This is a genomic window from Sorangium sp. So ce363 (genome assembly GCF_051520435.1).
Classification (GTDB): Bacteria; Myxococcota_A; Polyangia; order Polyangiales; family Polyangiaceae; genus Sorangium; species Sorangium cellulosum_B.
In genome coordinates this window covers 7,775,972-7,799,558 of sequence record NZ_CP150333.1, presented here as the reverse complement: position 1 = coordinate 7,799,558, position 23,587 = coordinate 7,775,972, and the positions used below count along the sequence as shown (strand labels likewise).

22 protein-coding genes are annotated in these 23,587 nt (G+C 68.4%); 17 read left to right on the top strand and 5 right to left on the bottom strand.

Features of this window, described 5'->3' with window-relative positions:
• Window positions 1–5: 5 nt before the first annotated feature.
• From WMF12_RS29085 to WMF12_RS29075, 3 genes are all read right to left on the bottom strand, one after another.
• Window positions 6–251: a type II toxin-antitoxin system prevent-host-death family antitoxin gene (locus tag WMF12_RS29085; protein WP_437850642.1), complete on the bottom strand. Its 246-nt coding sequence runs from the start codon at window positions 249–251 to the stop codon at window positions 6–8.
• Between the two features lie 95 nt (window positions 252–346).
• A complete protein-coding gene (locus WMF12_RS29080; protein ID WP_437739945.1) occupies window positions 347–1,189 on the bottom strand; it encodes an ABC transporter ATP-binding protein in 843 nt (280 codons plus the stop codon).
• A gap of 180 nt (window positions 1,190–1,369) precedes the next feature.
• The gene (locus WMF12_RS29075; RefSeq protein WP_437850640.1) at window positions 1,370–3,154 is read right to left on the bottom strand and encodes an SUMF1/EgtB/PvdO family nonheme iron enzyme; all 1,785 of its coding nucleotides are present in this window, start codon (window positions 3,152–3,154) and stop codon (window positions 1,370–1,372) included.
• Window positions 3,155–3,256: 102 nt separating this feature from the next.
• On the opposite strand from WMF12_RS29075, the gene WMF12_RS29070 reads away from it, so the two are divergent.
• Both WMF12_RS29070 and WMF12_RS29065 read left to right on the top strand, forming a co-directional pair.
• Window positions 3,257–4,042 carry an aldo/keto reductase gene (locus tag WMF12_RS29070; protein WP_437850638.1) on the top strand — a complete coding sequence of 262 codons (786 nt, stop codon included), beginning with the start codon at window positions 3,257–3,259 and terminating at the stop codon, window positions 4,040–4,042.
• Between the two features lie 10 nt (window positions 4,043–4,052).
• Window positions 4,053–5,027, top strand: coding sequence for a D-2-hydroxyacid dehydrogenase (locus WMF12_RS29065; protein WP_437850636.1), 975 nt, complete (start codon window positions 4,053–4,055; stop codon window positions 5,025–5,027).
• 33 nt (window positions 5,028–5,060) lie between these two features.
• On the opposite strand, the gene WMF12_RS29060 is transcribed toward WMF12_RS29065, so the two are convergent.
• Together WMF12_RS29060 and WMF12_RS29055 are read right to left on the bottom strand one after the other, a co-directional pair.
• Window positions 5,061–5,366 carry a hypothetical protein gene (locus WMF12_RS29060; RefSeq protein WP_437850634.1) on the bottom strand — a complete coding sequence of 102 codons (306 nt, stop codon included), beginning with the start codon at window positions 5,364–5,366 and terminating at the stop codon, window positions 5,061–5,063.
• Window positions 5,367–6,004: 638 nt separating this feature from the next.
• Window positions 6,005–6,145: a hypothetical protein gene (locus WMF12_RS29055; protein WP_437850632.1), complete on the bottom strand. Its 141-nt coding sequence runs from the start codon at window positions 6,143–6,145 to the stop codon at window positions 6,005–6,007.
• Window positions 6,146–6,304: 159 nt separating this feature from the next.
• Here WMF12_RS29055 and WMF12_RS29050 point away from each other — a divergent pair, with 159 nt between their 5' ends.
• From WMF12_RS29050 to WMF12_RS28980, 15 genes are all read left to right on the top strand, one after another.
• The gene (locus WMF12_RS29050) at window positions 6,305–6,754 is read left to right on the top strand and encodes a hypothetical protein (RefSeq protein WP_437850630.1); all 450 of its coding nucleotides are present in this window, start codon (window positions 6,305–6,307) and stop codon (window positions 6,752–6,754) included.
• Window positions 6,755–6,894: 140 nt separating this feature from the next.
• A complete protein-coding gene (locus tag WMF12_RS29045; protein ID WP_437850628.1) occupies window positions 6,895–7,839 on the top strand; it encodes a hypothetical protein in 945 nt (314 codons plus the stop codon).
• A gap of 9 nt (window positions 7,840–7,848) precedes the next feature.
• Window positions 7,849–9,831, top strand: a complete 1,983-nt coding sequence (locus WMF12_RS29040) for a tetratricopeptide repeat protein (protein WP_437850626.1) — start codon at window positions 7,849–7,851, stop codon at window positions 9,829–9,831.
• 50 nt (window positions 9,832–9,881) lie between these two features.
• A complete protein-coding gene (locus WMF12_RS29035) occupies window positions 9,882–10,868 on the top strand; it encodes a sialate O-acetylesterase (RefSeq protein WP_437850624.1) in 987 nt (328 codons plus the stop codon).
• A 9-nt stretch (window positions 10,869–10,877) separates the two neighbouring features.
• On the top strand, window positions 10,878–12,335 hold the full coding sequence (locus WMF12_RS29030) for an MBOAT family O-acyltransferase (RefSeq protein WP_437850622.1): 1,458 nt from the start codon (window positions 10,878–10,880) through the stop codon (window positions 12,333–12,335).
• A 9-nt stretch (window positions 12,336–12,344) separates the two neighbouring features.
• Entirely contained in the window at window positions 12,345–13,649 is a 1,305-nt protein-coding gene (locus tag WMF12_RS29025) for an alginate O-acetyltransferase AlgX-related protein (RefSeq protein WP_437850620.1), read from the top strand.
• A 1-nt stretch (window position 13,650) separates the two neighbouring features.
• A complete protein-coding gene (locus WMF12_RS29020; RefSeq protein WP_437850618.1) occupies window positions 13,651–14,610 on the top strand; it encodes an NAD-dependent epimerase/dehydratase family protein in 960 nt (319 codons plus the stop codon).
• Window positions 14,611–15,654, top strand: coding sequence for a TolB family protein (locus WMF12_RS29015; protein WP_437850616.1), 1,044 nt, complete (start codon window positions 14,611–14,613; stop codon window positions 15,652–15,654).
• A complete protein-coding gene (locus WMF12_RS29010; RefSeq protein WP_437850614.1) occupies window positions 15,651–16,730 on the top strand; it encodes an NAD-dependent epimerase/dehydratase family protein in 1,080 nt (359 codons plus the stop codon). The genes WMF12_RS29015 and WMF12_RS29010 overlap by 4 nt, the downstream gene beginning before the upstream one ends.
• A complete protein-coding gene (locus tag WMF12_RS29005; RefSeq protein WP_437739931.1) occupies window positions 16,727–17,446 on the top strand; it encodes a glycosyltransferase family 2 protein in 720 nt (239 codons plus the stop codon). Before WMF12_RS29010 ends, WMF12_RS29005 begins: the two co-directional genes overlap by 4 nt.
• Complete coding sequence (locus WMF12_RS29000; RefSeq protein ID WP_437850613.1) at window positions 17,433–19,478, top strand: alginate O-acetyltransferase AlgX-related protein; 2,046 nt, start codon at window positions 17,433–17,435, stop codon at window positions 19,476–19,478. The genes WMF12_RS29005 and WMF12_RS29000 overlap by 14 nt, the downstream gene beginning before the upstream one ends.
• Window positions 19,475–20,335 (top strand): transglutaminase family protein, encoded by an 861-nt coding sequence (locus tag WMF12_RS28995; RefSeq protein WP_437850611.1) that lies wholly within the window; start codon window positions 19,475–19,477, stop codon window positions 20,333–20,335. The genes WMF12_RS29000 and WMF12_RS28995 overlap by 4 nt, the downstream gene beginning before the upstream one ends.
• A gap of 177 nt (window positions 20,336–20,512) precedes the next feature.
• Window positions 20,513–20,674, top strand: coding sequence for a hypothetical protein (locus WMF12_RS28990; RefSeq protein WP_437850609.1), 162 nt, complete (start codon window positions 20,513–20,515; stop codon window positions 20,672–20,674).
• Between the two features lie 526 nt (window positions 20,675–21,200).
• The gene (locus WMF12_RS28985; RefSeq protein ID WP_437850607.1) at window positions 21,201–21,632 is read left to right on the top strand and encodes a hypothetical protein; all 432 of its coding nucleotides are present in this window, start codon (window positions 21,201–21,203) and stop codon (window positions 21,630–21,632) included.
• A gap of 632 nt (window positions 21,633–22,264) precedes the next feature.
• Window positions 22,265–23,452: a DUF6544 family protein gene (locus WMF12_RS28980; protein WP_437850605.1), complete on the top strand. Its 1,188-nt coding sequence runs from the start codon at window positions 22,265–22,267 to the stop codon at window positions 23,450–23,452.
• Window positions 23,453–23,587: the final 135 nt, after the last annotated feature.

Genomic DNA, 23,587 nt, shown 5'->3' with positions numbered 1-23,587 from the left:
CAGCTTCACGTCTCTCCATCTCCCTCGAAGGCGTGAAGCATGTCCTCGGGCAGGGGATCGTCGAAATCGTCAGGGACGTCGAACAGGCCTCGGAGCGCCCCGAGCTTGCGCGCCGGCGGCGTGAGGCTGCGCGGGGCCGACTCCTCCTCGAGGATGATCACCTCGACGTTCTTGCCCGCGAGCGCCGAGAGCTCCGGGATGTGGAGGAGTTCGGAGGTGACCTGGGTGCGAATGCGGATCGCGTTGGCCATGGTGGGCAGGAGGGACTGTAGCGCACGTCAGCAGTCTCGCGGCGCGCCGCTGTCAGAGCGCGGCGGCAAACGGGCGCGGGAGGGACCTCCGCGCCTCACGCCCCGCCGCTCTCCAGCGCCTCTTGCAGCGCCCGCACCTCGCGCGCGAACGCGGGCTCGGTGCGCAGCGCGGCCGTCCGCTTGTCCGGCAGCGAAAGCGTGCGGTCGGCGACGACGCGCGCCGGCCGCGGGGACAGGACGACGGCGCGCTCGGCGAGGTAGGCGGCCTCGGTGATCGAGTGGGTCACGAAGAGCACCGTCATGCCGAGCTCGGCCCAGAGCGCGCGGAGCTCGTCGTCGAGCCGGCTCCTCGTGAGCTCGTCGAGCGCGGCGAACGGCTCGTCGAGCAGGAGCAGCCGCGGGCGCGTGACCAGCGCGCGGGCGAGCGATACGCGCATGCGCATGCCGCCGGAGAGCTCGGCCGGGTACCGCGCGCCCGCGTCGGCGAGGCCGACCTGGACGAGCGCCGCCCGCGCCGCCGCGCGGCGCTCGTCGAGCGGCGCGCCGGCGAGCTCGAGCGGCAGGGCGGCGTTCTCGAGGACGCTCCGCCAGGGCAGGAGGTGGGCGTCCTGGAAGACGTACGCGAGGGGCGCGCGCGCGCCGCCAGCGCGGCGTTCGCCGCCCGGCGCCTCCTCGGCCTCCACGACGGCCGCGCCGGCGTCGGCGCGGTCCAGCCCGGCGACGAGCCGCAGCAGGGTGGATTTGCCGCACCCGGAGGGCCCGAGCAGCGCGACGAACGCGCCAGGCGCGATGTCGAGATCGATGCCGTCGATCGCGATCACGCCGGGGGCGCCGTCCCTCGGCGCGCGGCCCGCGTCGTCCAGCACCGGGAAGACGCGCCGGACGCCGGTCAGCCGCACGCGGACGCCGCCGCTCGCCCTGGCCCTGTTCGTCTGCATCTGCGCCCGGCGTTCTATCCGCGCCGCCGCCGGTTGACCAGGCGCTCGTGCGCCGCGCGCCCGCGCGGAGCAGCCGCGCGCGCCGAACAGCCGAGCCCGCGCCGAACAGCCGAGCCCGCGCCGAACAGCCGAGCCCGCGCCGAACAGCCGTACGTGTGCCGAACAGCCGAGCCCGCGCCCTCAGCTCGACGAGGCCGTTCGCACGCAGCGGAAGCCGCCGCCGGCGAAGCGGTAGTGCGCCTCGAAGCTCGTGCGCGCCCAGGTGCGGAGCGACTGCGCGCCGTACATCCACGAGCCGCCGCGCATCACGAGCAGCGGCCGATCCGAGGGCCGCGTGTTGCGCGGGTTGTGGGAGGGGCCGTCCGCATAGAAGTGCGGATCGTCGTAGTCCTCGCACCACTCCCACACGTTGCCGGCGAGGTCGAGGATGCCATAAGGAGAGGCGCCCCCCGGCAGCGAGCCGACGGGCACCGTCCCGCCCTCGCGGTTGTCGTAGTTCGCACGCGTGGGCCCGGGCTCGGCGCGCCCCCACGGGTATTTGCGGCCGTCGGTGCCGCGCGCGGCCTTCTCCCACTCGGCCTCGGTCGGCAGGCGCTTGCCGGCCCAGTTGGCGTAGGCCCGCGCGTCGTCCCACGACACGTACACCACGGGGTGGTCCTCGAGGCCCGCGGGGATCTCGCCGCGCCTGAAATGGGCGAGGAGCCGGCTCGCGTCGTCGTCGTCGGGGCGGTACCCGGTCACGTCGAGGAATGCCTTGAACTGGCGGTTCGTGACCGGCGTGCGATCCATGTAGAACGCGTCGACATGGACCTTCCTGCGCTGCTGCCCGCTCAGGAACGGCCCGCCGGGGACGAGGATCATCTGCTCGCCGGTCTTCTCGCGGACCGTCGGCGCGAGCTCGCGCCCGTCGGACGAGGGCCGCGACGGGGCGGGCGAGAACTCCGAGAGCGCCTCGTCGAGCCGCGCCCGGAACTCCGCGCACGACGCCGGCCTCCCCGCCGGGTCCTTCGAGAGCGCGTCGAGCACGAGCCGGTCGAGGGCCGGCGGGAGGTCGGGGCGCAGCGACGAGGGGGGCGCCGGGGCGTCGGCGACGTGGGCCATCATCACGGCGAAGTGGTTGGGGCTGTCGAACGGCACTTGCCCTGTCGTCAGCTTGTAGAGCGTCACGCCGAGAGAGTAGATGTCCGAGCGCCGATCCGCGGCGTGGGGGCTCTTCACCTGCTCGGGCGACATGTAACAACACGTCCCGAGGAACGCGCCGCTCAGCGTGTACGTCGTCCCCTCCAGGATCTTGGCGATGCCGAAGTCGACGATCTTGGGGTAGAGGCCGTCTTTCCCGGTCGTGACGAGGATGTTGTCGGGCTTGAGATCGCGGTGGATGATGCCCATGCGGTGCCCCTCGTCCATCGCGTCGAGGACGCCGCCGAACAGCGCGCGGATCTCCTGGAAGGGGATGCGCCCGCGCCACCGCTCGAGGTGCCGCACCAGCGTCGACCCGTCGACGTACTCCATGACGATCGCGAGCAGGTGATCGCGCTCGACGAAATCGTAGACGGCGACCACGTTCTCGTGGCTCCAGGAGCGGAGCACCCGCGCTTCCCGCGCGAACCGCCGCCGGATCTCCGGGTTGCCGCAGAGGTTCGAGTGCAGGCATTTGACGGCCACGACGCGCTCGCGCGCCCGGTCGTAAGCGCGGTAGACGACGCCCATGCCACCCTCGCCGAGCGTCGACTCGATGCGATAGACGCTGATCTCCGTCCCGGGCAAGAGCCGCACCGGCGGCAGCGGCAGGGAGGCTGGCGGCAGCCCGACGGCGCCGAGCTGCGTCGCGGGGAACGCCGTCGCGGCGAGGGCGGGGCTGGGATCCGGCGCGGTGACGAGCTGGCCGCACGAGGGGCAGAAGCGGGCGTTCTCCGGGAGCGGAGCGCTGCAGCCGGCGCACCGGGGAGGGGAGTCCTGGCCCATCGGTGGCCAGGGAGTCTGGCACAGGTCGGGGCGGCCGTGGGCGGCGAATGTGTGGCGCGCGGGAGCCGGTGACATCGACGGAGGTGATGGTAGATCCGTCCCATGGACGACTGGCTCCGCCGCGCGCCGACCGCCTTTGGCGGCAAGCGCATCTTCCGGCTCGGGCTCGCGGCGAACTACGGCATCGATGAGGGCGGGGTGCGCGCGGCGATGGACCGCGGCGTCAATCTCTTCCTCTGGACGATGCGCTCGGGCGGGCTCGGCAACCCGCTGCGCGAGGCGCTGAAGGGGCGCCGCGACAGCGTGGCGGTGGTCGGCTTCGCGCAGGCCGGCTGGTTCGGCTGGGGCGTGCGCCGGGGCGCCGAGAAGCTGCTCCGGGAGCTCGGGACCGATCACCTCGATGTCTATCTGCTCGGCTGGCTCGGCGTCGGGTCTGCCTGGACGAGCGCGACCGAGCGCGAGCTCGTTCACCTGCGCGAGAGCGGCAAGGTGCGGGCGCTCGGGGTGAGCATCCACGACCGCGCGCGGGCAGGCGGCCTGGCCGGGTCGTCGCCGCTCGACCTGCTCATGATCCGCTACAACGCCGCGCACCCCGGCGCGGAGCGGGACATCTTCCCGCACGTGCGCGACGCGAAGCCGAGCATCCTCGCCTACACGGCGACGGCGTGGCGCCGGCTGCTGAAGCAGCCGAAGGGCTGGGATCGCCCGGCGATGACGGCGGGCGACTGCTATCGATTCCAGCTCTCCAGCCCGCACGTGGATCTCGCGCTGACGGGGCCGAAGAGCCGCGCCGAGGTGGAGGCGAACCTCGACGCGCTCGCGAAGGGGCCGCTCACCGCGGACGAGGAGGCGTGGATGCGGGAGTTCGGGCGCGCCGTGCACGGGTGAGGAGGCGTCGGTGGATCGGCTGATCATCGCGAGCACCGTTTGTCTGCCGCCGGAGGCGGCGCGCTCGCTCTCGGAGGGCGTCGCGCCGCACGCGCTCGAGCTGGCCGCGGCGCGCTCCGCGAAGAACCTCGCCGTCGTCGCGCCGGATCCGCTCGTCCTAGGCGCCGAGGTCGTCTTTGGCCAGCCGCACCCGGACGACGTGTGCGCGGCCCCGCGGCTCCGCTGGGTGCACCTCAGCACCGCGGGGTATGCCCGCTACGACGTGGCGGCCGTGCGCGCCGCGCTCGCCGCCCGCGGCGCCGCGCTGACGACGAGCAGCGGCGTCTACGCCGATCCCTGCGCGGAGCATGCGCTCGCGTTCCTGCTCGCGGCCTCGCGGCGGCTGCCCGAGTGTCTCGAGAACCAGCTCGGCCCGCGCGGCTGGCCCGACGCCTCCGTGCGGTCGAGGAGCGCGCTCTTGCGCGGCCGGCGGGTGCTCCTCCTCGGCTTCGGCGCCATCGGCCGCCGCCTCGCCGAGCTGCTCGCCCCGTTCGAGGTGGATCTGCGCGTCCTGCGCGCCCGCCCCCGCGGCGGCGAGCCCTTCCGCGTGGTCGTGAGGGAGGAGCTGGGCGACGCCTTCGCCTGGGCGGATCACGTGGTCTCGAGCCTGCCCGAGGCCGAGGGCACGCGGCGGCTGGTCTCGGCCGCGCTGCTCGCGCGGATGCGGCCGGACGCGTGGCTCTTCAACGTCGGCCGGGGCGTCACGGTGGACCAGGCCGCGCTGCTCGAGGCGCTCGAGGCGCGCCGGATCGCGGGCGCGTACCTCGACGTGACGGATCCCGAGCCGCTGCCGCCGGACCACCCGCTCTGGCGCGCCCCGGGCTGCGTCATCACGCCGCACACGGCCGGCGGGCGGCGCGAGGAGCCGATGGCGCTGGTGGAGCATTTCCTCGCGAACCTGCGGCGGTTCGAGCGGGGGGAGCCGCTCGTGGACCGGGTGATCTGAGGCGGCGGCGGGCGCCGGGCCGCGGGCGGCGCGTCACTCCAGCTGGATCTGATACCGCGGCAACGGGTCTCTGCCCGTCCCCTGCAGCCACCTGGCGTCGGGCCTCCACGCGCCGTTCATCTCCTCGCGGCAGCGCGTCTCGACCGTCATCGTCCCCCCGGAGAACAGGAGGAGATTGTACTGGAGCGGGTATCCCGGCACCCATTGCCGCGCGGGCGCGCCGAAGGTGCCGGCGGAGACGATCTCGAGCCGCCTTCCGCCAGGGCTCATGTCGTACCGGTAGAGCTGGTTCTCGGCCCGGTGGACGTGGCCATGGAGCGCCACGCGGAAGCCGGCCACGGCGAGCTGCTGCCACGGGAGCGCGGGCGCGATGTCGGGATAGCGGGGATCGCCTCGCCGATCGAGACGTCCCCGTCGTCGGTCCGGGACAGCATCCACAGGAGCGCGAGGCAGCCGCCTCGGGGCGGCGGCGCCTCGTCATACGCCGCGAAGTCCCGGAGATCCCCGTGGTAACGTGCGCGGAGCTCCTCCTGGATGGACTCCATGACGTCTGTCGGACCGAGCGTGACGTCCCGGAGCCGCTCCTGCGCCGGATCCCGGCGTTGACGGCGGCCTGATAACAGAGGAGCTGTGCGATGAAGAAGCTCCCGCCGGCCTCCGTGATGAGCTCATCGCGACGCGTGAATCGGATGTTCGCCGCTTGCTCTCCTTTGATGATCAGCTCGGCGATCTTGACGTCCTTCTGGCGATCCATCTGGATGATCCGGAATCGACCCGAGAGGTCGGGCAGCGCCTCGGTGAACGAGCTGCCGATCGGGTTGATCCCGATGAGGGTCACCTTGGCCTAAGGCCGCTCCTGATCCGCGAGGATCTTCATACGGCAGCCGGCGCAGAGCGAGACAAGGGGCGCGTCGGCGTGCCGCGGGCACACGTCGCCCTCCGGGCGTTGATCTGGCCCGGGATGTTGTCGCGATGCGCTACGCGGCGTCGCCGAGCGCCTTTTGGCGCAGGACGGTGCTCTTCCAGTACGGCGGTACCCGGTCGGGTGAGCGACAAGGAACGTCGGTCGGCGCGCCGAGCGCGGAGAGGAAGCGGGCGATGCTACTTGGCTCGGTCACCGTGGCGGCTCTCGCGCACCCCGCCGTGAATTACCAGTGCTGCCCTCACGGTGGAAAGATGCCGACAGCCTGGAGCGATCTCCGGCGTGGATTGCGTCATTTCGAGAATCGGCGCTTGCCTTGTTGCACGGTCGACCTTTCTCGCCCTATTCTGCGACGATGATTCATTCGAGCCGACGCCACTTTGGTCGCCAAGCGTTTATGAGCATGCTGCTGCTCGCGATAGCCGGTGTCGAGCGGAGCGCCCGGGCGGACGGGGTGGCACCCCTGGAATTGACGGCAAAGCTCGTTGAGATTCCCTCCAAGATGCCCCCCGATGACCTGTACGATTACGCCTACGTGATGCGCTACCAGGTCCAGGGCGGGGCGCTCGACAAGCAGTTCATCCTTGTCGCGCACTACAAGCCGCTCGTGCCGCGCTCCAAGATCAAGGACAAAATGAAGGAGCAGGTCGGCGGCAAGCTGCGCAGCTTCAACCAAGGCGACGTTCACAAGATGAAACTGACGGCTGATCTGAAAGCCATCTGGAAAGGTGCACTCGTAGACGAATATGCCGCTACGGATCGCGGGAGCGTCCGCTATTGGTGCCTCCAAGTCGACCCAGCTTGACCTTGCGCTCGGGAGAAACTCGATTGAACTTCAGACGACTACGTGTCCCGGGCGCCTGGCTGGTCACATGTGGTTTGGCCGCGGTCGCCAGCTTTCCGTTCATTGCGGCCGAGCGCGCGGCTCGGCAAAACGATGTGCGAGTGGCCCGCCTGGAGGCGACTCTCGGCGAGCGAGGCGACGCGCTCGCCGAGCTCGGACCAGCGCTGTCTTTACGAGTTTCACGGTTGGAAGGCCTGCTCTCGAGCTGGGAGACGATCGGCGGCTGCGGAGCCGGTAGCTCCACGGGCGCGGGGGGCGGAATCAAGTGGATCGGCCGCAGCGTGACCGGGGGGCTATTTGAGCTGCAGACACTCGGCACGTACACGCATCTGGACGACGGCTACAACCTCAGCTTCAGTCCTCAAGTCTCGCGTAATTTGAGCGAGAAATGGAATGTGGGGCTCGTGGTTCCGCTGCTCTACAAGTACTACCGCGACTACTACGGCCTGCCCGTGGACATCTCGAACTCCGGCGTGGGTGACGTCGCGGGGTTCGTCACGCGGCGCTTCGGCGAAATCAACTCCACCAGCCTGACGTTGCTGGTCGGTGTCCCGACCGGCGTGCACGACGCCCAGTACAAGAACGACTATCTCACGCAGGAAAAGCAGCTTGGCCTTGGCAAGGTGAGCGGCAGCCTGACGCTCGACCATACGATCGACAAGACGTGGGGGCTGATCGTGCTGGGCGGCTCGTTCGGCTACCGCGGCGGGGAAAACGAGCTGGGCAACTACCGCGCACCGGCGGCCGCGATCTACGGCTACTCGGGCTATTTCTGGGGGCCGTTGGTGCCGTCGCTCGGCCTGTCGCTGTCGCATTTCTTCGGTGCGGATCGTGACCGTGGGCTTGACCAGGAGGTGCAGCTGTGGGCAGTCACCGGCACGCTGGCCGTGGAGTGGTCGAACGCCTGGCTGGCGATCTTGGGAGGCGTGTCGCTGCCGCTCGGCTGGGACACGCGCGGAGTTGTCGACGGCGCCGCCAACAGCAGCCAGGGCGTGGGCCTGCAGCCGTGGACGGCAGGCATCGGCTTCACCGTTTCACCGTTCTGAGAAGTGGTCATGTTGCCCGTCGCCGCCCTGCTCCGCCATCGCACGCCGCTCGTCGCGGCGTTGCTCGGCCTGGGTGCGGCCTCGACGGGGCTCGCGCCTTCGGCCGACGGTGACATCTGGTGGCACCTCGCGGCAGGTCGCGAGATGGTCGCTCGGCGTGGGCTCCTGTTCACCGATCCCTTCTCGGTCAGCGCGCAAGGGCGTGCCTGGGTCGACGTGCACTGGCTCTTTCAGCTTGCGGTGTACGCGGTGCACCAGGCGGTCGGCCTCGTCGGGCTTGTTTTGGTCAAGTGCGCGCTGATCGGCCTGGGCGCGGGCCTCCTCTACTTCGCGCTCGAAGCGCGGCGCGGCTCGTGGGCGAGGGGGCTCCTCGTGACGTCGCTGGTCGGCGGGCTTCTGGCCGCTCGCTCGCTCTTGCTCGTCCGGCCCGTGATAGGCACGCTCGTCCTGCTCGCGTTCTTCTGGTTCGCGCTCGAGCGCTTTCGGCGCGACGGCCGGGTCCGGCACCTGCTGTTGTTGCCCTTGGCGCAGCTGGTTTGGGCGAATTTCCAGGGCCTTTCGGCGCTTGGCCCCGCGGTGATCGCGGCGTACGCGGTGGCGGCGCTCGGCTGGGCGAGCTTCGGCCAGACGCGTGCGTGGCCATTTGCGCGCGAACACGCTGGTGCGCTGGCACCGTGGGCGCGGGTACAGCAGCTGTTCGCGACGCTGGGGGGGTGTTTGCTGGCGACGTGTCTCACGCCGTTTGGCTTGCGCGGCGCAGCGTTGCCGGCGCTACTGCTCGGGCGCTTGTTGCCCGGCGAGCACCAAGTCTTCGCCCACGACGTGGCGGAGAACCTACCGCCCTTCGAGCTCGAACGCCTGTCAGACGGCGAGTTCTGGCACTTCAAATGGTGTCTGGCGCTGCTCGCTCTGTCCGTGCTCCTGGCCGGGCGCCGCTTGAGACTGAGCCATGCGCTGCTGCTGCTCGGCTTCGCGGGGCTGGCCTTGATGAGCAACCGTAACGTGCTCCTGCTGTACTGGGTCGGGGCGCCGATCTTCGCGGTCAATCTGGCCCCGGCGCTCCGGCGGCTTTGTGTCTCGAGCTTTCGCCGCGCGGGCGTGCGCGCGGCGGTGGGTCTCAACGCGGTGCTCCTGAGCGCGCTGCTGCTCGTTTCGGCATCGGCGGCGGCGCGCGAGCCGCCGCTGGCGGATCCGAGCCCGTTCCGGGTGCCGGCCGAAAGCGCTGTGCGCCTCGACGCGCTGCCCGGGGGCGACGTCTTTGCGGCCGATCATTACGGAGGCTACCTGATCTGGCGGCTCTATCCGCGGTTTCGGCCGTACATTGACACTCGGCTCGTGTTGCGCACCGCCGACGAGTTTGCCGAGTACCTGAGGCTTGCGGACGAGCCAGAGCGTTTCGAAGCTTTTCAGGCGCGTCATTCCTTCGCCTACGTGGTCTTGCCGGTGATGTTCCCCGAGCGCTACCAGCGCTTGATTGGCCACCTCTACGCGAGCGCCGATTGGAAGCTGCTCTACACGGACGGCTCGGAGGTGCTGTTTGCTCGCCGCGACCTTACGCCCGGCGTCGCGGAGCAGCCGTTCCGTGACGCCAGCGAGACCGACCGCACCTTGGTCCAGCTGGGGCAGCGCTTCGCGGATTCCCCAAAGGTGCACGCCGCGGCACGTCTGAGCCTGGCCACGTTGCACGGCGTGCTCGGTCAGCTCGAGCAAGCGGAGCGAACGCTCGCGAGCCTCGACACGCCGCAAGCCCGAGCCCTCGAAGCGCGTCTTCGCTTTGCAGCGGGTGAGCTCGATGCCGCCGAGCGGCTCGCCCGGCAGAGCTTGGTTTCCCAGGACGACGACGTCGGGAGCCTGAATCTCATGGCGTTGATCGCCCTGCGAAGGGGCGAATCCGCGCAAGGCCTGGGCTTTCTACGGCGTGCCTTGCGCGTCCGGCCTTTCGACCCCGAAGCGACGCGGATCTTGGTGAACTTGGAGGAGAGTCGACGATGAAAACACTTCTCAACGTGAGCCTGTCCAGGTCTCGGTGGGCGCTCGTTTCCTTGTTCGCGCTGGTCGGCGGGCTCGCCTGCGGGGTCGCCGAGCACCCGCACGACACGCAGGCCGTCGGGACGGGCGACGACTTCGTGGCATCGAGCGGCGCTGGAGCGGCGACCACTACGGGTGGAGCTTCGGTCGGCGGTGCCATGACTGCGGCGAGTGGGAGCGGTGGCGGCGGGAGCAGCGGGACCAGCGACGCGGGGTCCGGCGGTGGGCCGGCGCCTTCGGGCGTGACCATCAACCTTGGAGGCGTTGACGTTCCGAGGGAGCACGCGATCGCCTTCATTCACATCGGTCACTCCAACATGGCCGGTCGCGCCACGAGGCCCCAAAGCTCACGCCCGTTCCATTTCACGGAGACCCATCCGCACGCCTTCATGTACCACCCTGGCTCGGCGCCGGAGCTCGCGATCGAGCCGAAGACCGCGGGTGACACTGCCGCCGGCGGGCCGGGTACGGCGCTGGTCAAGGAAGCCGCGATGCTCGCGCCCGACTATTATTTCATCTCGCTCGGGTTTGGGTGGCCCTCGGCCTACTGCTCCCAGTTCATTCCGGGCGGCCTCTACTACGACCAGCTGATCGCCGCACCGAAGGCCATCAAGGGGCGGGTGACCTTTGGCGGCATCTTCATCTATCTCGGGATCACCGAGCGACACGGCACTGCCGCCGATCGCTCCGGTTTTCCCGAATGCATCAATACTCTCGTGACCGCCATTCGCAACGACATCGGCGAGCCCACGCTGCCTGCATTGATGAACGACTACGAGGTGGAAAGCTCGGGCGAGTTCGTGGTCGGCGGCGCCGTGGCGAACGCCATCCGTCCCGAGATCGAAAGGTGCCCGAGCGTGGTGTCGAACTTCGCGCTCGTCTCGGCCGAGGGCGTGGGCATGCAAGACGACCATCACTTCAATTTGGACGGCCATCGCACCTGGGTGCAGCGAGCGCTCGCGACGATGAAGGACAAGGGCTGGCGCCCGTGGGCCCCGTGAGCCGCTGATATGGTCTTTTCCAGCCATATCTTCCTATTCTACTTCTTGCCGCTGGTACTGGCCGCGTACTACGCCCTGCCGGGCCGGGCCCGCACGGCCCTCATCGCCGTGTCGAGCTACGTATTTTACGGCTGGGCGAACCCGAGCTGGGCCGTGATCATGTTCTTCGGCTCGAGCGTCGACTACGTGTGCGGCCTCTTGCTTCTGAAGATGTCACGGCTGCCCGACGTCGACGGCTTACCGCCCGTGATTGGTCCCGAGGTCGTGCGGACCCGCCAGATGAAGCTGGTGCTGGCGACGTCCATCGTCACCAACCTCGGGATGCTCGCGGTGTTCAAATACACGGGCTTCGTCGCCGAGAACATCAACGCGCTTGGCGCGCTCTTCGGCAGCTCGACGCAGATCGTGCCGGTCTTGCACATCGTTCTGCCGGTGGGCATCTCCTTTTACACGTTCAAGGCGATGAGCTACGCCATCGACGTGTACCGCGGTGACGCCCGACCGATGCGGCGCTTCACCGACTACATGTGTTTCGAGGCCTTTTTCCCCGACTTGGTGGCGGGCCCCATCATCCGTTATGCGGCGCTCGAGGAACAAATGCGCGTGCGCCAGCACACGCTCGAGAAGTTCGCGCGCGGCGTCGCGTTCTTCTCGCTGGGAATGGGTAAGAAGATTCTGCTGGCCAACCCGATGGGGCACATCGCCGATACGGCGTTCGCCGGTGGCGCCAAGCACTTCTACGACGCGTGGTTCGGGCTGGTCGCTTACGCGTTCCAGATTTACTTCGATTTCTCCGGCTACTCAGACATGGCCGTGGGCTTGGCCCTGATGCTCGGCTTCGTGCTGATCCAGAACTTCGACTCACCCTACAAGTCGCGCAGCATCACGGAGTTCTGGCGGCGCTGGCATATCAGCCTGTCCACGTGGCTGCGCGACTATTTGTACATCCCGCTCGGTGGCAATCGCAAAGGCCCCCTGCGCACGTACGCCAACTTGATGGTTGTCATGTTGCTCGGTGGGCTCTGGCACGGTGCCAGCTGGAACTTCGTAATCTGGGGCGGCATTCACGGTGGCATGCTCGGGGTGGAGCGCAGGCTCGGTAAAGCTCATCCGCTGCGCCGCCTGCCACCTGCTGTCGGCGTCGCCTTCACCTTCTTGATCGTGTGCCTGTCGTGGGTGTTCTTCCGCGCCAAGACGCTCGATCAGGCGGTGACCTACCTGGGCTCGCTGTTTGGGCTCGCCGCCGTTTCGCCGGCGGCGGACGTCGTGACGGGCGCGCTCCACCCGCGGTACTACGTGGGGCTATTCGCCTTGGCCGCGGTCGTGATCTTCGGCATGCCCAACAGTTGGGAGCTCACGCGGCGCTTGTCCTTGCCCCGTACCGCGTTCGTGGCGGCCACGATGGTGCTCGCGACGTTGATGATGTGGACGCAGACCATCAACCCGTTTCTGTACTTTCAGTTCTGAGGCCGCGCGATGCAAAGTACCTTGCCTCCCTCGTCCTCCGCCATCGAACGCAGTGGCGGTCCGACCGATCCCACAGGCGACGAGCAGCTGCGCCGCGGTATCATCGCGACCGACGTGAGTCGCGGCGCGGCCTGGCTGCTCACGCTGCTGTTTCTAGGGGCGATCTACGCTGTTCCGCTCGCGCAGGCCTACCTCGAGAAGCGCGAGGGTGAGGAATCGCCTCTCGCGGATCTGGTGCGCCGCCCACCGACGGCCGAGAACCTGCGTCAGCTCGAGAAGGGCATCGAGGATGCCTCGTACGCCAAGTCCTGGGTCCAGCCCCGCGTGCAGCTGCTGCTCACTCGTCTACGTGTGGGCAACAAGCTCGCGGTCGTCGGACACGGCGGCTGGCTCTATTACACGCCCGGTGTGCTGCACGTCAGCGGGCCCGGCTTCTTGGAGCCCGAGGTGCTGCGGGGCCGCGCCAGGGAAGCGCTCGACGCAGGCCAGGAGCCCATCCACCCGGATCCGCGACCCGCCATCTTGGCGTTCCAGCGAGCGCTCGCGCAACGCGGGATTCGCCTCGTGCTCCTGCCGATGCCGGACAAGGCTGGGATCGAGCCGGGTCCACTTCTTGGGCGTGATGGGCGCGTCGAAATGGCGCAGAATGTCGACTACGACCGCTTCTTGAGCGAGCTTCGAGCAGCCGGCGTGGCCGTGCTCGACGCGCGCCGCAGCGTGCCTGAGCCCCGTACCGAGCCGCTCTTCCTGGCTCAAGATACGCATTTTACGCCCGGCTACATGGAGCGCATCGCCGCCGACCTCGGCCAGCTTGTGATCGGGCTCGGGGTATTGCCAAAGCTGGCAGAGAAGCCCGTGCTGCACGGCGTTCCGCAGTCGGCTTCGCGCGTCGGTGATCTGGTCGACATGCTCAAGCTGCCCGACGATCAGAGCCTGTTTCAAGCGGAGAGCGTGGTCGTGCACCAAGTGCAGGACGCGGCCGGCGCGCCCTGGGAGCCTGACGAGAGCGCCGACGTGCTCCTGCTCGGCGACAGCTTCACCAACATCTTCACGCTCGAGGGAATGGGCTGGGGCAATGCGTCCGGCCTGGCCCCGCACTTGGCCCTGGCGCTTGGTCGCCCCATCGACGTGATCGCGCAGAACGACTCCGGTGCCTTCGCTACGCGCCAAGCGCTCACGCGCGAGCTGAACGCCGGCCAAGATCGCCTGGCGGGCAAGCGCGTGGTGGTCTGGGAGTTCGCTGCGCGCGAGTTGTCGGTCGGAGATTGGATTCCGCTGGATTTCCCGACTCCCAAGCCTGCGGGGGCTCCGTAGGATGCCGACAGCCCTGGTTACCGGCGCCGCCGGCGTGATGGGCGCCCGCTTGACGGCGCGGCTGCGCATAGCGGGCTGGCAAGTGCGAGCGCTCGTGCTGCCCGGTGATCCGTTGCGAGCGCGCATGGATGCGCTGGGCTGCGACGTACGCGAAGGCGATATCAGCGATCCGAACACATTGGCCGGCGTGTGTCGCGGCGTCGACCTCGTCTACCACTTGGCCGCCATCATCATCACCCACGACCCCACGATGTTTCAGCGCGTCAACCGCGACGGCACGGCGCACCTTGTCGCGGAGGCGCGAAGAGCGGGGGTGCCGCACTTCGTGTACGTCTCGTCGGCCTCCGTCGTTTACCCCCGTCGCACGCGCTATGCCGAGTCCAAGCTCGAGGCCGAGCGTCTCGTCCAGGGCTCAGGGCTCGCCTACACGATCGTGCGGCCCACGCTGGTTTACGAGCAGGGCGGCGGCCAGGAGCTCCTGATGTTCCTCGACTACTTGCGGCGGTTTCCGGTGGTGCCGTTCATCGGCGCCGGGGGCGCGCTCAAAAGGCCCGTTTGGTCCGAGGATGTCGTCGACGGCCTCGTGCGGCTCGCCAATGCGCCGATCGCGCACGGCAAGACCTACAACTTCAGCGGCGCGGAGGTGATTTCGATGCGCGAGCTCGCGGAGCTGCTGCTGCTTCATCACGATCGGCCTCGGCCGTTCTTGCACCTACCGGTGTGGGCGTGCCGGGCGCTAGCAGCCGTGCTCCCCGTGTTCATGAAGCGGCCCCCGCTCACCTCGAGCGCGATAGCCGGCGTCGTCAACGACGCCGATCTCGACCCGACCGAAGCCATGAACGACCTCGGCTACGCGCCGCTCGGCGTGCGCGCTGGGTTGCGTCACTGTTCTCCTTCACCCGCCGTCGAGGCGGCCACCCTCGCACCCCGCGCGAGTGAAGCTCGAGAAAGGACAAATTAGATGAGCCTGCGTTTCCCACTGCAGCAAATTGGTACTCTGTGCTGCTCGGCTGTGCTCGGATGCTCGGCCTTTTCGGGCGAGCCCCCGAAGGGTGCCGACGAAGCCCCGCCCGCGGAGGACGTCGCGCTGATGCGCGAGGTCGGCGAAAAGGCCAACGGCACCATCGTCTGGTCCAGCTCCCGCGTGGGCAATCACGACCTGTTCACGATGAAGACCGACGGCTCGGACGTCAAACAGATCACCAAGGGCGACGAGGTCGACTGGTTCCCGAGGTTCTCTCCGAGCGGCGCGCAAATCCTGTTTTCCCGCAGCAAACAAGGCTGGGTGAGCGAACGCGACGCCAACACCAGCGACAAATGGGACATCTACACGATCAAGCCGGACGGCTCCGAGCCGAAGAAGGTCGTCGAGAGCGCGAGCTGGGGTAGCTGGATTTCGGAGGATGAGATCCTGTTCGTACGCGGCACGAAGGTCTTTCGCAGCAAGCTCGGCAGCGGCGCAGAGACGCAGTTGATGGACAGCGAGGGCGTATCCGATCTGGACGGCGCCTTGCTGCAGCAGCCGGAGCTTTCGAGTGACGGCAAGTACCTCGCCATCACGCTGCGCGGCTCGAAGCGCGAAACCGGCATCTGGAACATCGCCAAGAAGGCCTGGACCCAGACCGGGCTGGGCTGCCAGGTGAACTGGACGCCGGATCACACGGCCATCTACTGGGTTCACCCAACCGGGAACGGCGATAGCCGGGTGCTGCGCATGCCGATCGATAACGGCACGCCGCCGGAGGACGTCGACTTGGACAAGCTCCAGTTCATGGACTTGCCGGGTCGCCGCTCGCACGAGTACTTCCCGCAGCTGTCGCGCGACGGCAAATGGATGGTCTGGGGCATCACCCAGCGCGGTCACGACCACGACACCGCCGACTACGAGATTTACCTGTGGGAGGTGGGCACGCCGCCCGAAAAGGCCGCGCGCCTCACCTACAACTCGGCCAATGATCGCTGGCCCGACGTCTTCATTCCGTCGGCCGGGAGTGGCTCACCGTGAGGGAAACGCGCATCGCCGTGGTCGGCGCGGGCGGCTTCATCGGCTCGCACCTGGTGCCGGCTTTGCTTGAGCGCTTTGCCTGCCAGGTCGACGCCGTCGACGTGGATTTGACCAAGCTCGAGTGTTGGGACCCGCGCGTGCGGCGCATCGAGGCGCGCGTCGAGGCGCCGGGGCTCGTCGAGAACGTGACCGAGCGCTGTCAGGTCGTGATCTCGCTCACGGCGCTTTGCAACCCAGCCCAGTACTCGACCATCCCGCTGGAGGTCATCGACGCCAGCTTCACGCACCTGTTGCCGCTCGTGAAACGCTGCGCGGAGCGCGCCGTGCGCTTGATTCATTTCTCGACCGCCGAGGTTTACGGGCGCACCGCGCTGGACGCGCAGGGGCTGCCGACCGCGCGTATGCACGAGGACGACTCGTGCTTCTTGCTCGGCCCCGTGGGGCGCGAGCGCTGGACGTATTCGTGCGCCAAGCAGCTGCTCGAGCGGGTGATCTGGGCGCACGGTCAGCACGGCGCGTTGCCGTTCACGATCATTCGGCCCTTCAACACCATCGGCGCGCGCATGGACTTCCTGCCCGGCATCGACGGGGAGGGGACACCCCGCGTGCTGGCCTGCTTCATGAGCGCGCTGCTGCGAGGGGAGCCCTTGCCGCTCGTGGGCGGCGGCGCGCAACGGCGGGCGTTCATGGATGTGAGCGACATGGTCGAAGCCGTGTGCCGCGTGCTCGAGCGGCCGAAGCAGAGTAGAGGTCAGATCTTCAACATCGGTAACCCGGACAATGACGTCAGTATCGCGGAGCTCGCTCGGCTGCTGGCCGACGCTTTCGCTGAGCGGTTACCCGAGCGTGCGCCTGCCCAGTTTCGCGCGGTGTCGGCCGCCGAGTTCTATGGCCCCGGCTACGACGACACGCAGGAACGCATCCCCGACGTTCAGAAAGCGCAGCGACTGCTCGGTTGGAAGCCCCGGCGACGCCTGGCCACCTCCTTGCCGCCGATCGTGCACGACTACGTCGAGCGCTACGGCGCTCGCGTCGCAGCGGCATCCTCGCTCTCCCAGCTCGCGAGCTCCGCATGAAGGTAACGGTCGTCATCCCTGCGTACAACGCTGCCCGGCACATCGAGTCGGTGCTGGAGCGCGTCGGCGGCTTGGCTTCGTCGGGGCCCACCCACGTGGTGGTCGTCGACGACGGCAGTCGCGACGACACGGCCCGTAGGGTCGAGCGCCACAGCTCGTCGGCGTTTCGCCTCAGCTTGCTCCGGCGGCCCAACAACGGCGGTTACGGTGCGGCGATGAAAGACGGTCTGGCCAAGGCTTGCGCCGATGCGCCGGATCTGGTCGCCTGTATCCACGCCGACGGTCAGTATGCGCCCGAGGCCTTGCCCGGGCTGATCGGGGAGCTTTCGCGTCGCGGGCTCGATCTGCTGCAGGGCTCGCGCATCGCTGCGGGCACGGCCTTGCAGGGTGGTATGCCCCTCTACAAGTACGTCGGCAATGCGCTGCTGAACCGCATCGAGAACCGGACGCTGTCGCTTTCGATGACTGACTACCACAGCGGCTACCTGCTCTATGGGCCGCGCGCGCTGGCGCTGCCGTTTCACGACTTGTCTGACAGCTTCGATTTCGATCTGGAAGTCATCGCCTCGGCGCGGGCACGTGGGCTTTCGGTCGGCGAGGCGCCGGTGCCCACGCACTACGGGGACGAGGTCTCGCACCTGAACCCGCTGACGTACGGGCTCCGGGTGCTTCGAGTGATGTGGAACTATCGTCGAGGTCGCTATGACGCAGCGTAAGCGCGCTCTTGGGTTTTGGGGCTTGCTCGCCGCCGCATCGGCGCTTGGCATTGTTGCTTGTCACGCCGGGTCTGCGAAGTTTCCCTGGGGTGATGCGAGAGAGGGCACGCGCGTCGAGCACGCTTACGTCCATACGCTGAACGAAGGCTATGCGCGAACGCGCTCGCAGGTCTGGGTGCGTGAGGTGGCACGCCCGACGCGCGCCGCGTTGGACTACGCCGCCTATCACAGCAACTTCATGATCGCCGACCCGGAGCCAGAGACGCCCATGTCGGCCGCGGGCACGCCCGATACCTCGCGCGCGTTCGCGGGTCGGCTCGACCAGGGCAGCCTGACGAGCGATCTCGCGAAGACGCCGCTCTCGCCGGTCGAGCAGCAGCAAGCGCTGGCGTTCGCGCCGCTGTCGGAGTTTTTGCAAGCGCACAAGGTAGCGGGGGCCGAAGCGCTGGCCGAGGTTGGCTCAGCCGTGCGCAGCGAGCGGTGGGGCCTGCAGCTGCCGCCCGGCTCCTCCGGCCAGCTGCTGAGCGAGGTGTTCATTCATCAGGCCGCGTCGGGCGCAGTGGAGTTGTGGGCCAAGGTAGAGTTTCAGCCTTGGTTCAAGCCTTTTGCGGGCTCCGCCGATCAGGACGGGGACGGCTTTCCCGAGCTCTATGGCCGAGTGGCGCCTGGCGTCGTCACTCCCGTGCTTGTGGCTGCGATTCAGAAGGACTACGTGGCGCCGGTGCTGTCGCCGAGCGAGGTGACTGCTTGGGCGAACCAACTCTCGTCGTATTGGTACCCGTCCTTCAACACCGATCTCATGCCGGTGGGACCGAGCTTTCCGGACGCGCAGACCGAGCCCTACATCAAGCAAGAGCTGGGCGGGCGCGCTTTTCCGGCGCCGACCATCGTGCTGCGCGGCAAGCCGCAAGGCAAAGCCACGTACAACGTCTTTCTGGTGCGTGGCGAAGGCGCGGCGCTCGCGGCCGCTGCGCCCGCGAAGCCGGCGCTTCGGCTAAGCAAGACACGTCCGTCGCCGAATCCCGCGCCGGGGCTCGAGGCGGTGCAGCGCGAGCTGGCCCAGGCGGGCGGCTCTTGGCCGATGTGGATGGCCAAGCTCACGCCGACCCATGACGCCCTGAAGAAACGGCTCAAAGGCATGCCGCCGAAGGTCAAGGCGCTGGCTGGGCGAGATGGCTTTCTGTTCTACCGCAACGACCTCGAGTACGTCAGCGGTGGTGATCTCGAGCAGCAACGCAAGGGAAAGAACCCGCTGCCGGTGATCCTCGAATTCAAGAAGCTGCTCGACGAGCAGGGGGTCGACTTCTTGTTCGTGCCGGTCCCGACGAAGCTCGAGGTGTATCCGGAAAAGTTGGACCCCGCTTTCACAGCGCTCTCGGGCCAGGTCATCAATCCGGCTTTCCGCAAGCTGATCGAAAGGCTCAGCAAGGAAGGCGTGGAGATCGTGGACCTGCTGCCGGCATTTCTGCAGGCAAAGGTCACGAGCGCAGCGGGGCCGTTTCTGTTCCAGCGCCAAGACACGCACTGGACCGACCGTGGGCTGCGCTTGGCCGCAGACCTCTTGGCCACCCGCGTGAAGAAGTACCCCTGGTACGCCGATCTCGCCAAGCAGAAGCGCGCTTACGACTTGCGCGAGACCAGCTTCACCCGTTTCGGCGATCTGCATTCGCGACTGCCGGAAGCTGAGCAGAAAAAATACGCGCCTGAGACGCTCGTGGCGCACCGGGTCGTTGCCGACGGCAAGCCGTACGACGACGACCCGGATAGCCCGGTCGTGCTCTTGGGCGACAGTTTCACCGCCGTCTATCAGCTGACGGACGCCGAGCACGCTGGCGTCTCGGCGCACCTCGCGCGTGGCATCGCGTATCCGCTCGACTTGGTCATGAGCTACGGCGGCGGCCCCAACGTGCGGCAAAAGCTTCTGCGTCGCAGCGTCGAGGCGCTCGGCACGAAAAAGCTGGTCATCTGGATGATGACGGCGCGTGATCTCTACAACTACTGGGAAGACTGGGAGCCGCTGAAGAAGCCATGAAGCGCCGCTCGCTCCTGCTCCTGCTCTTGCTCGCGGGCGGCGGCTGCTTTCGCGTTCCGCGCCGAGAGCTTGCGTTCGGCCGCGCCCTGATCGGCCTGGCCCGTGACATCGCGTTTGTCGACGAGAGCCAGGTGACCTGGAGCCTGACGGAGCTTTCGCGTCTCGTCGACGAGGCGGAGAGCGCGCTCGCTTCGTCGCCTCAGCGCTCGCCTGCTACGGTGTTGAGTGAGCTCTTGTTCGGTCGTTGGAGCTTCGTGCGCGAAGTGGCCGACACGAATCTAGCCTTCGTGTGCCTGCCCGGCGTGCTGGAGCGCCGCCGCGGAAGCTGCGTTGGCCTTGGTACCTTGTTTCTCGCGCTGGCTGACGCGCTCGGCTATTCGGCGTCCGGGGTGATGATGCCTGGGCACTTCTACGTGCGGGTGCAGGAACAGGGCGGCGCGCGCAACGTGGAGCTGCTGCGCGCCGGTGAGGCGATGCCGGACGCGTGGTACGGCCAGCGCTTTCCGGTACCGGGCGGCTCGGCGCGCGAATATGCGCGTCCACTCAGCCAATCCGAGGTGCTGGGCGTCGTCGAATACAACGTCGGCAACGAACGGCGCCGGCAGCTACGGCTGACCGAAGCGCGAGCAGCGTTCATCCGCGCCACCCGCGTCTTTCCGGAGCTGTCCGAGGCCCACGCCAGCCTTGGCGCCGTCGAACAGCTGCTCGGTAATCTCGAGAGCGCGGAGGCAAGCTACCGTCGCGCTTGCAACGCCAATCCGCACTTGCCCGGCATCGAGCAGAACCTTTCGCTCTTGGCAGCGGAGCGCACGACCGCGACGACTCCGCGGGCGTGCCCACTGCCGCCGAGCTACTGATTGGCGAGGGGATCTCGGTGGGCCGTGTCGTCAAAGCGTCGCGAGCGCCCCGAATCGTCGCTCGCCCTCCCTCGAGATCCTCAAGGATGCCTCGGTCGGGCTCGCTAGCTTCGGGGCGCTCGCGACGCTTTGACGACACGCCTGGCTGCGCTGGGCGCGGGCCGATGCGCTTACGCCATGGACTTGCGGACGCCCCCCGGCCTGGGCAGCGTGAGCGCAATGTGGCTCTCGAGCGAGCCCGGGACGTGCAAGCCGACGGGTGGCGATCCCATCCACGACAAGGTGGTCGGCGACGCCAAGACGGTCTGCTGCCTGCCGAAGGCGCTGGAGGCGCCGTGAGGGCCTGGTCGAGAACACCGGTGGGCGGCGGGCGCGCCGCCCGCGGCAGGAGCCAACCGGTGGTACAGCGTGCACGGGCTCCTCGCGAGCGCGTGGGGAAGGCGGTGATGTCGCGATGAGGTGGAACAGGAAGGGGTGGCTTCTGCGCGCGTCGATCACGCTGTCGCTGGGGGGCCTGGGCGGCGTGCTCGTCGCGAGCGGCTGTGGCAGCGCAGAGCCGCCGTGCGGCCTCCCGGGAATCTCTGCCACATCACCAACGAGGACGGCACCAGCAACGGCGTCTGCGCCGGGAGGTGCGTGATACAGCCGATGGTCGGCTTCTACGATCCGCTGCTCCTGTGGATCGGAGACCCTGACGAGCCCGAGCCGTCGTGCGGGGACCTCACCGGATACGACGGCGCGGGATGGATCGTGCACGCCGTTCACCGTGGACGAGCCCTCTCCGCCGGCGGGCCCTGCCAAGATCGCGATCGCGTGCAGTGGCGGGGTGGCCCACTTCGAGTGTCCAGTGGGCGGGGATGTCTGCATGATCAACCAACAAGAGGCCAAGGTGCCCCCCGGGCGGCGCTCCTGCATGATCGGGATGGAGGGGGATAGCGGATGCTACCCGCCCGCCGGTCCGGGGGATCCGCCCGTGTTCTCGGAGAAGTTCATCTTCTATGACCAGGACCTTCAGCGGAGCTGCGAGCCGTGCGCCTGCGTGCCCAGCCGCACGCCGAGGGAGTGCGTCGCGCGGGTGAGCGCCTACTCGGATCGCGCGTGCAGCGAGGGCGCGCTCCTCGGGACGACGCCGGTCACGGCCGGCGGGGCGGATCGGTGCCTGAGTCCCGAGGAGGATGGTGCGGCCCTCGGTAGCATCCGCGCCGAATGGGAGGTCAACCATGTGGGGTTCTGCGAGCCGGCCGGCGGCGAGGCGCGCCCGACGACCGTCTGCTGCCTGCCGGAGCCCGCCGGATGACGCGGCCGTGAACGGCGGCGGCCACGCGGACGCGGCCCTCTTCAATCACCCCAGGCTGCACGCGGCGGTCTCCCTCGGCCGCTTCAGGGCCTCTTGCGTGTACGTCTCTCCCGAACCACTGGAAGCGCGCGGCGCGGCTGGCCGCGTCCTACGCGCGCGCTCTCAATCACGAGTTCCACCGTCGTAGCGGCACATGATGGGAACCATACCGAGGAACGTACAGGCGTCTCCGTTTTCGTCATCGTACCAGCAGCTGCTGGCCAGGCGGAGCGTAGGATACCGGCGATCGACGCAAGCAGCGGTCCACGTCGATCGAGTGGGACGGTGCCATGCGGCAGGGACATCTAACGCCTCGATTGCGCGCTTCGCCGGCAGCATCCGCAACACCTCGTCGATGTTGAGCCCAACAGGAGCTGCGCGACGGCCAACGGGGCACGCAAGATCTGCGTCGACGACCGCTGGGCTGCGCGTTTCGGCGCTCGGTTCCGCGTGAATGGACGGCGCCATCGGCGTCGCTCCTGGTTTGGCACGCAGGCTGCAAAATCAAAAAAAGGCAAGTGAGAGACGGAGTCGGCTGCAGACGACCAGGCGTCGGCCCGGCGCGGCAGGCGATTCCGGGAAAGAGACACGTCATGCGGCTCGGATTGGCCCTCCTGATCGCGCTCCACGGCGCGATTCACCTCGTCGGATACCGCGAGTGGTCGAAGCTCGCAGCCACCGGTCTGCCGAGCGATCGCACGCTCTTGCCCCTCTCTCCCACGGGCAGTCGGGCCTTCGCTCTGCTCTGGCTCGCGGCGGTGATAGCGCTGCTCGCGGCGGCAGCGCTCCAGGTCTTGCGACGCGACGCGTGGTGGGCGCTGGCGCTCTTCGGCGTGCTCCTGTCCCAGGGCCTCGTCGTCCTCGCGTGGCCTCTGGCGAAGTTCGGGACGCTCGTCAACGTGCTCCTCCTCTTGCCGATCGTGTCCGCAGCCGCACACGCGCGCTTCCGCCATGAGGTCGATTCGGAGGTCCGAGCGCTGCTCGCCCGCCCCTCCGCGTCTGACACCTCCAGCGTCGACCCCTCCGAGCTCGAGCGCCTGCCCGCGCCGGTGCGCACCTGGCTAGAGGCCTCGGGCGTCGTCGGCCGGGAAAGGGCTCAGACGGTCCGGCTGAAGCAGCGCGGCGAGCTCCGGACCAGCCCCGACGCCGCCTGGATGCCCGCGGAGGCCGAGCAGTACTTCTCCGTCGACGAGCCTGCGTTCGTCTGGAAGGTCACCACGAAGATGATGGGCATCCTCCCGATCGAGGGCCGCGACAAGTACGCCGCCGGCAAGGGCCAGATGCTCATCAAGGCGGCGTCGCTCGTCAACATCGTCGACGCGGCCGACGAGAAGATCGACCACGGCGCCATGCTGCGTTTTCTGGGCGAGATCGTCTGGTTCCCGTCAGCGGCGCTGAGCCCCTACATCGCGTGGGAGTCGATCGACGCGACGAGCGCGAAGGCGACGATGCGCCACGCAGGGAAGGTCGCATCGGCGGTGTTCACGTTCGATCCTCGGGGGCGCATGGTCGGGCTGCAGGCAGAGCGTTATCTCGGCGGCGGCGCGGACGCGAAGCTCACGCCCTGGTCCGTGTCGTGCTCGGACTGGCGCACGTTCCGGGGTATCGGGGTTCCGAGCCGAGGGGAGGTCCTGTGGAAGCTCGAGAGCGGGAATTTCAGCTACTACCGCTGGGAGATCCTCGACGTGGAGCACAACCCCGCCGGGCCAACCCGGGAGAGCGGCGGTCGCACTCTTGCCGATCCAGCGCCTTCCGAGCCAGCGCCGAAGAAAGCCCGATGACCCCTCTCGCCGCCCCGCGCGGACGGCGCCGCGAGCTGCCTGCCCGAGCCCATCGGATGGCGCTGCGGTAGAATGACAACGACCATGTAGGCGCGGTCCTCTCCTAAAAGGATCTCCCCGCGCCCCGCAAGCCCG

Bases quoted from the DNA above. Each gene is read 5' to 3' on its own strand.
- WMF12_RS29085 (WP_437850642.1), bottom strand. From the start codon at position 251: ATGGCCAACGCGATCCGCATTCGCACCCAGGTCACCTCCGAACTCCTC.
- WMF12_RS29080 (WP_437739945.1), bottom strand. From the start codon at position 1,189: ATGCAGACGAACAGGGCCAGGGCGAGCGGCGGCGTCCGCGTGCGGCTG.
- WMF12_RS29075 (WP_437850640.1), bottom strand. From the start codon at position 3,154: ATGGGCCAGGACTCCCCTCCCCGGTGCGCCGGCTGCAGCGCTCCGCTC.
- WMF12_RS29070 (WP_437850638.1), top strand. From the start codon at position 3,257: ATGGACGACTGGCTCCGCCGCGCGCCGACCGCCTTTGGCGGCAAGCGC.
- WMF12_RS29050 (WP_437850630.1), top strand. From the start codon at position 6,305: ATGATTCATTCGAGCCGACGCCACTTTGGTCGCCAAGCGTTTATGAGC.
- WMF12_RS29040 (WP_437850626.1), top strand. From the start codon at position 7,849: ATGTTGCCCGTCGCCGCCCTGCTCCGCCATCGCACGCCGCTCGTCGCG.
- WMF12_RS29030 (WP_437850622.1), top strand. From the start codon at position 10,878: ATGGTCTTTTCCAGCCATATCTTCCTATTCTACTTCTTGCCGCTGGTA.
- WMF12_RS29025 (WP_437850620.1), top strand. From the start codon at position 12,345: ATGCAAAGTACCTTGCCTCCCTCGTCCTCCGCCATCGAACGCAGTGGC.
- WMF12_RS29020 (WP_437850618.1), top strand. From the start codon at position 13,651: ATGCCGACAGCCCTGGTTACCGGCGCCGCCGGCGTGATGGGCGCCCGC.
- WMF12_RS29015 (WP_437850616.1), top strand. From the start codon at position 14,611: ATGAGCCTGCGTTTCCCACTGCAGCAAATTGGTACTCTGTGCTGCTCG.
- WMF12_RS29005 (WP_437739931.1), top strand. From the start codon at position 16,727: ATGAAGGTAACGGTCGTCATCCCTGCGTACAACGCTGCCCGGCACATC.
- WMF12_RS29000 (WP_437850613.1), top strand. From the start codon at position 17,433: ATGACGCAGCGTAAGCGCGCTCTTGGGTTTTGGGGCTTGCTCGCCGCC.
- WMF12_RS28995 (WP_437850611.1), top strand. From the start codon at position 19,475: ATGAAGCGCCGCTCGCTCCTGCTCCTGCTCTTGCTCGCGGGCGGCGGC.
- WMF12_RS28990 (WP_437850609.1), top strand. From the start codon at position 20,513: ATGGACTTGCGGACGCCCCCCGGCCTGGGCAGCGTGAGCGCAATGTGG.
- WMF12_RS28985 (WP_437850607.1), top strand. From the start codon at position 21,201: ATGATCAACCAACAAGAGGCCAAGGTGCCCCCCGGGCGGCGCTCCTGC.
- WMF12_RS28980 (WP_437850605.1), top strand. From the start codon at position 22,265: ATGCGGCTCGGATTGGCCCTCCTGATCGCGCTCCACGGCGCGATTCAC.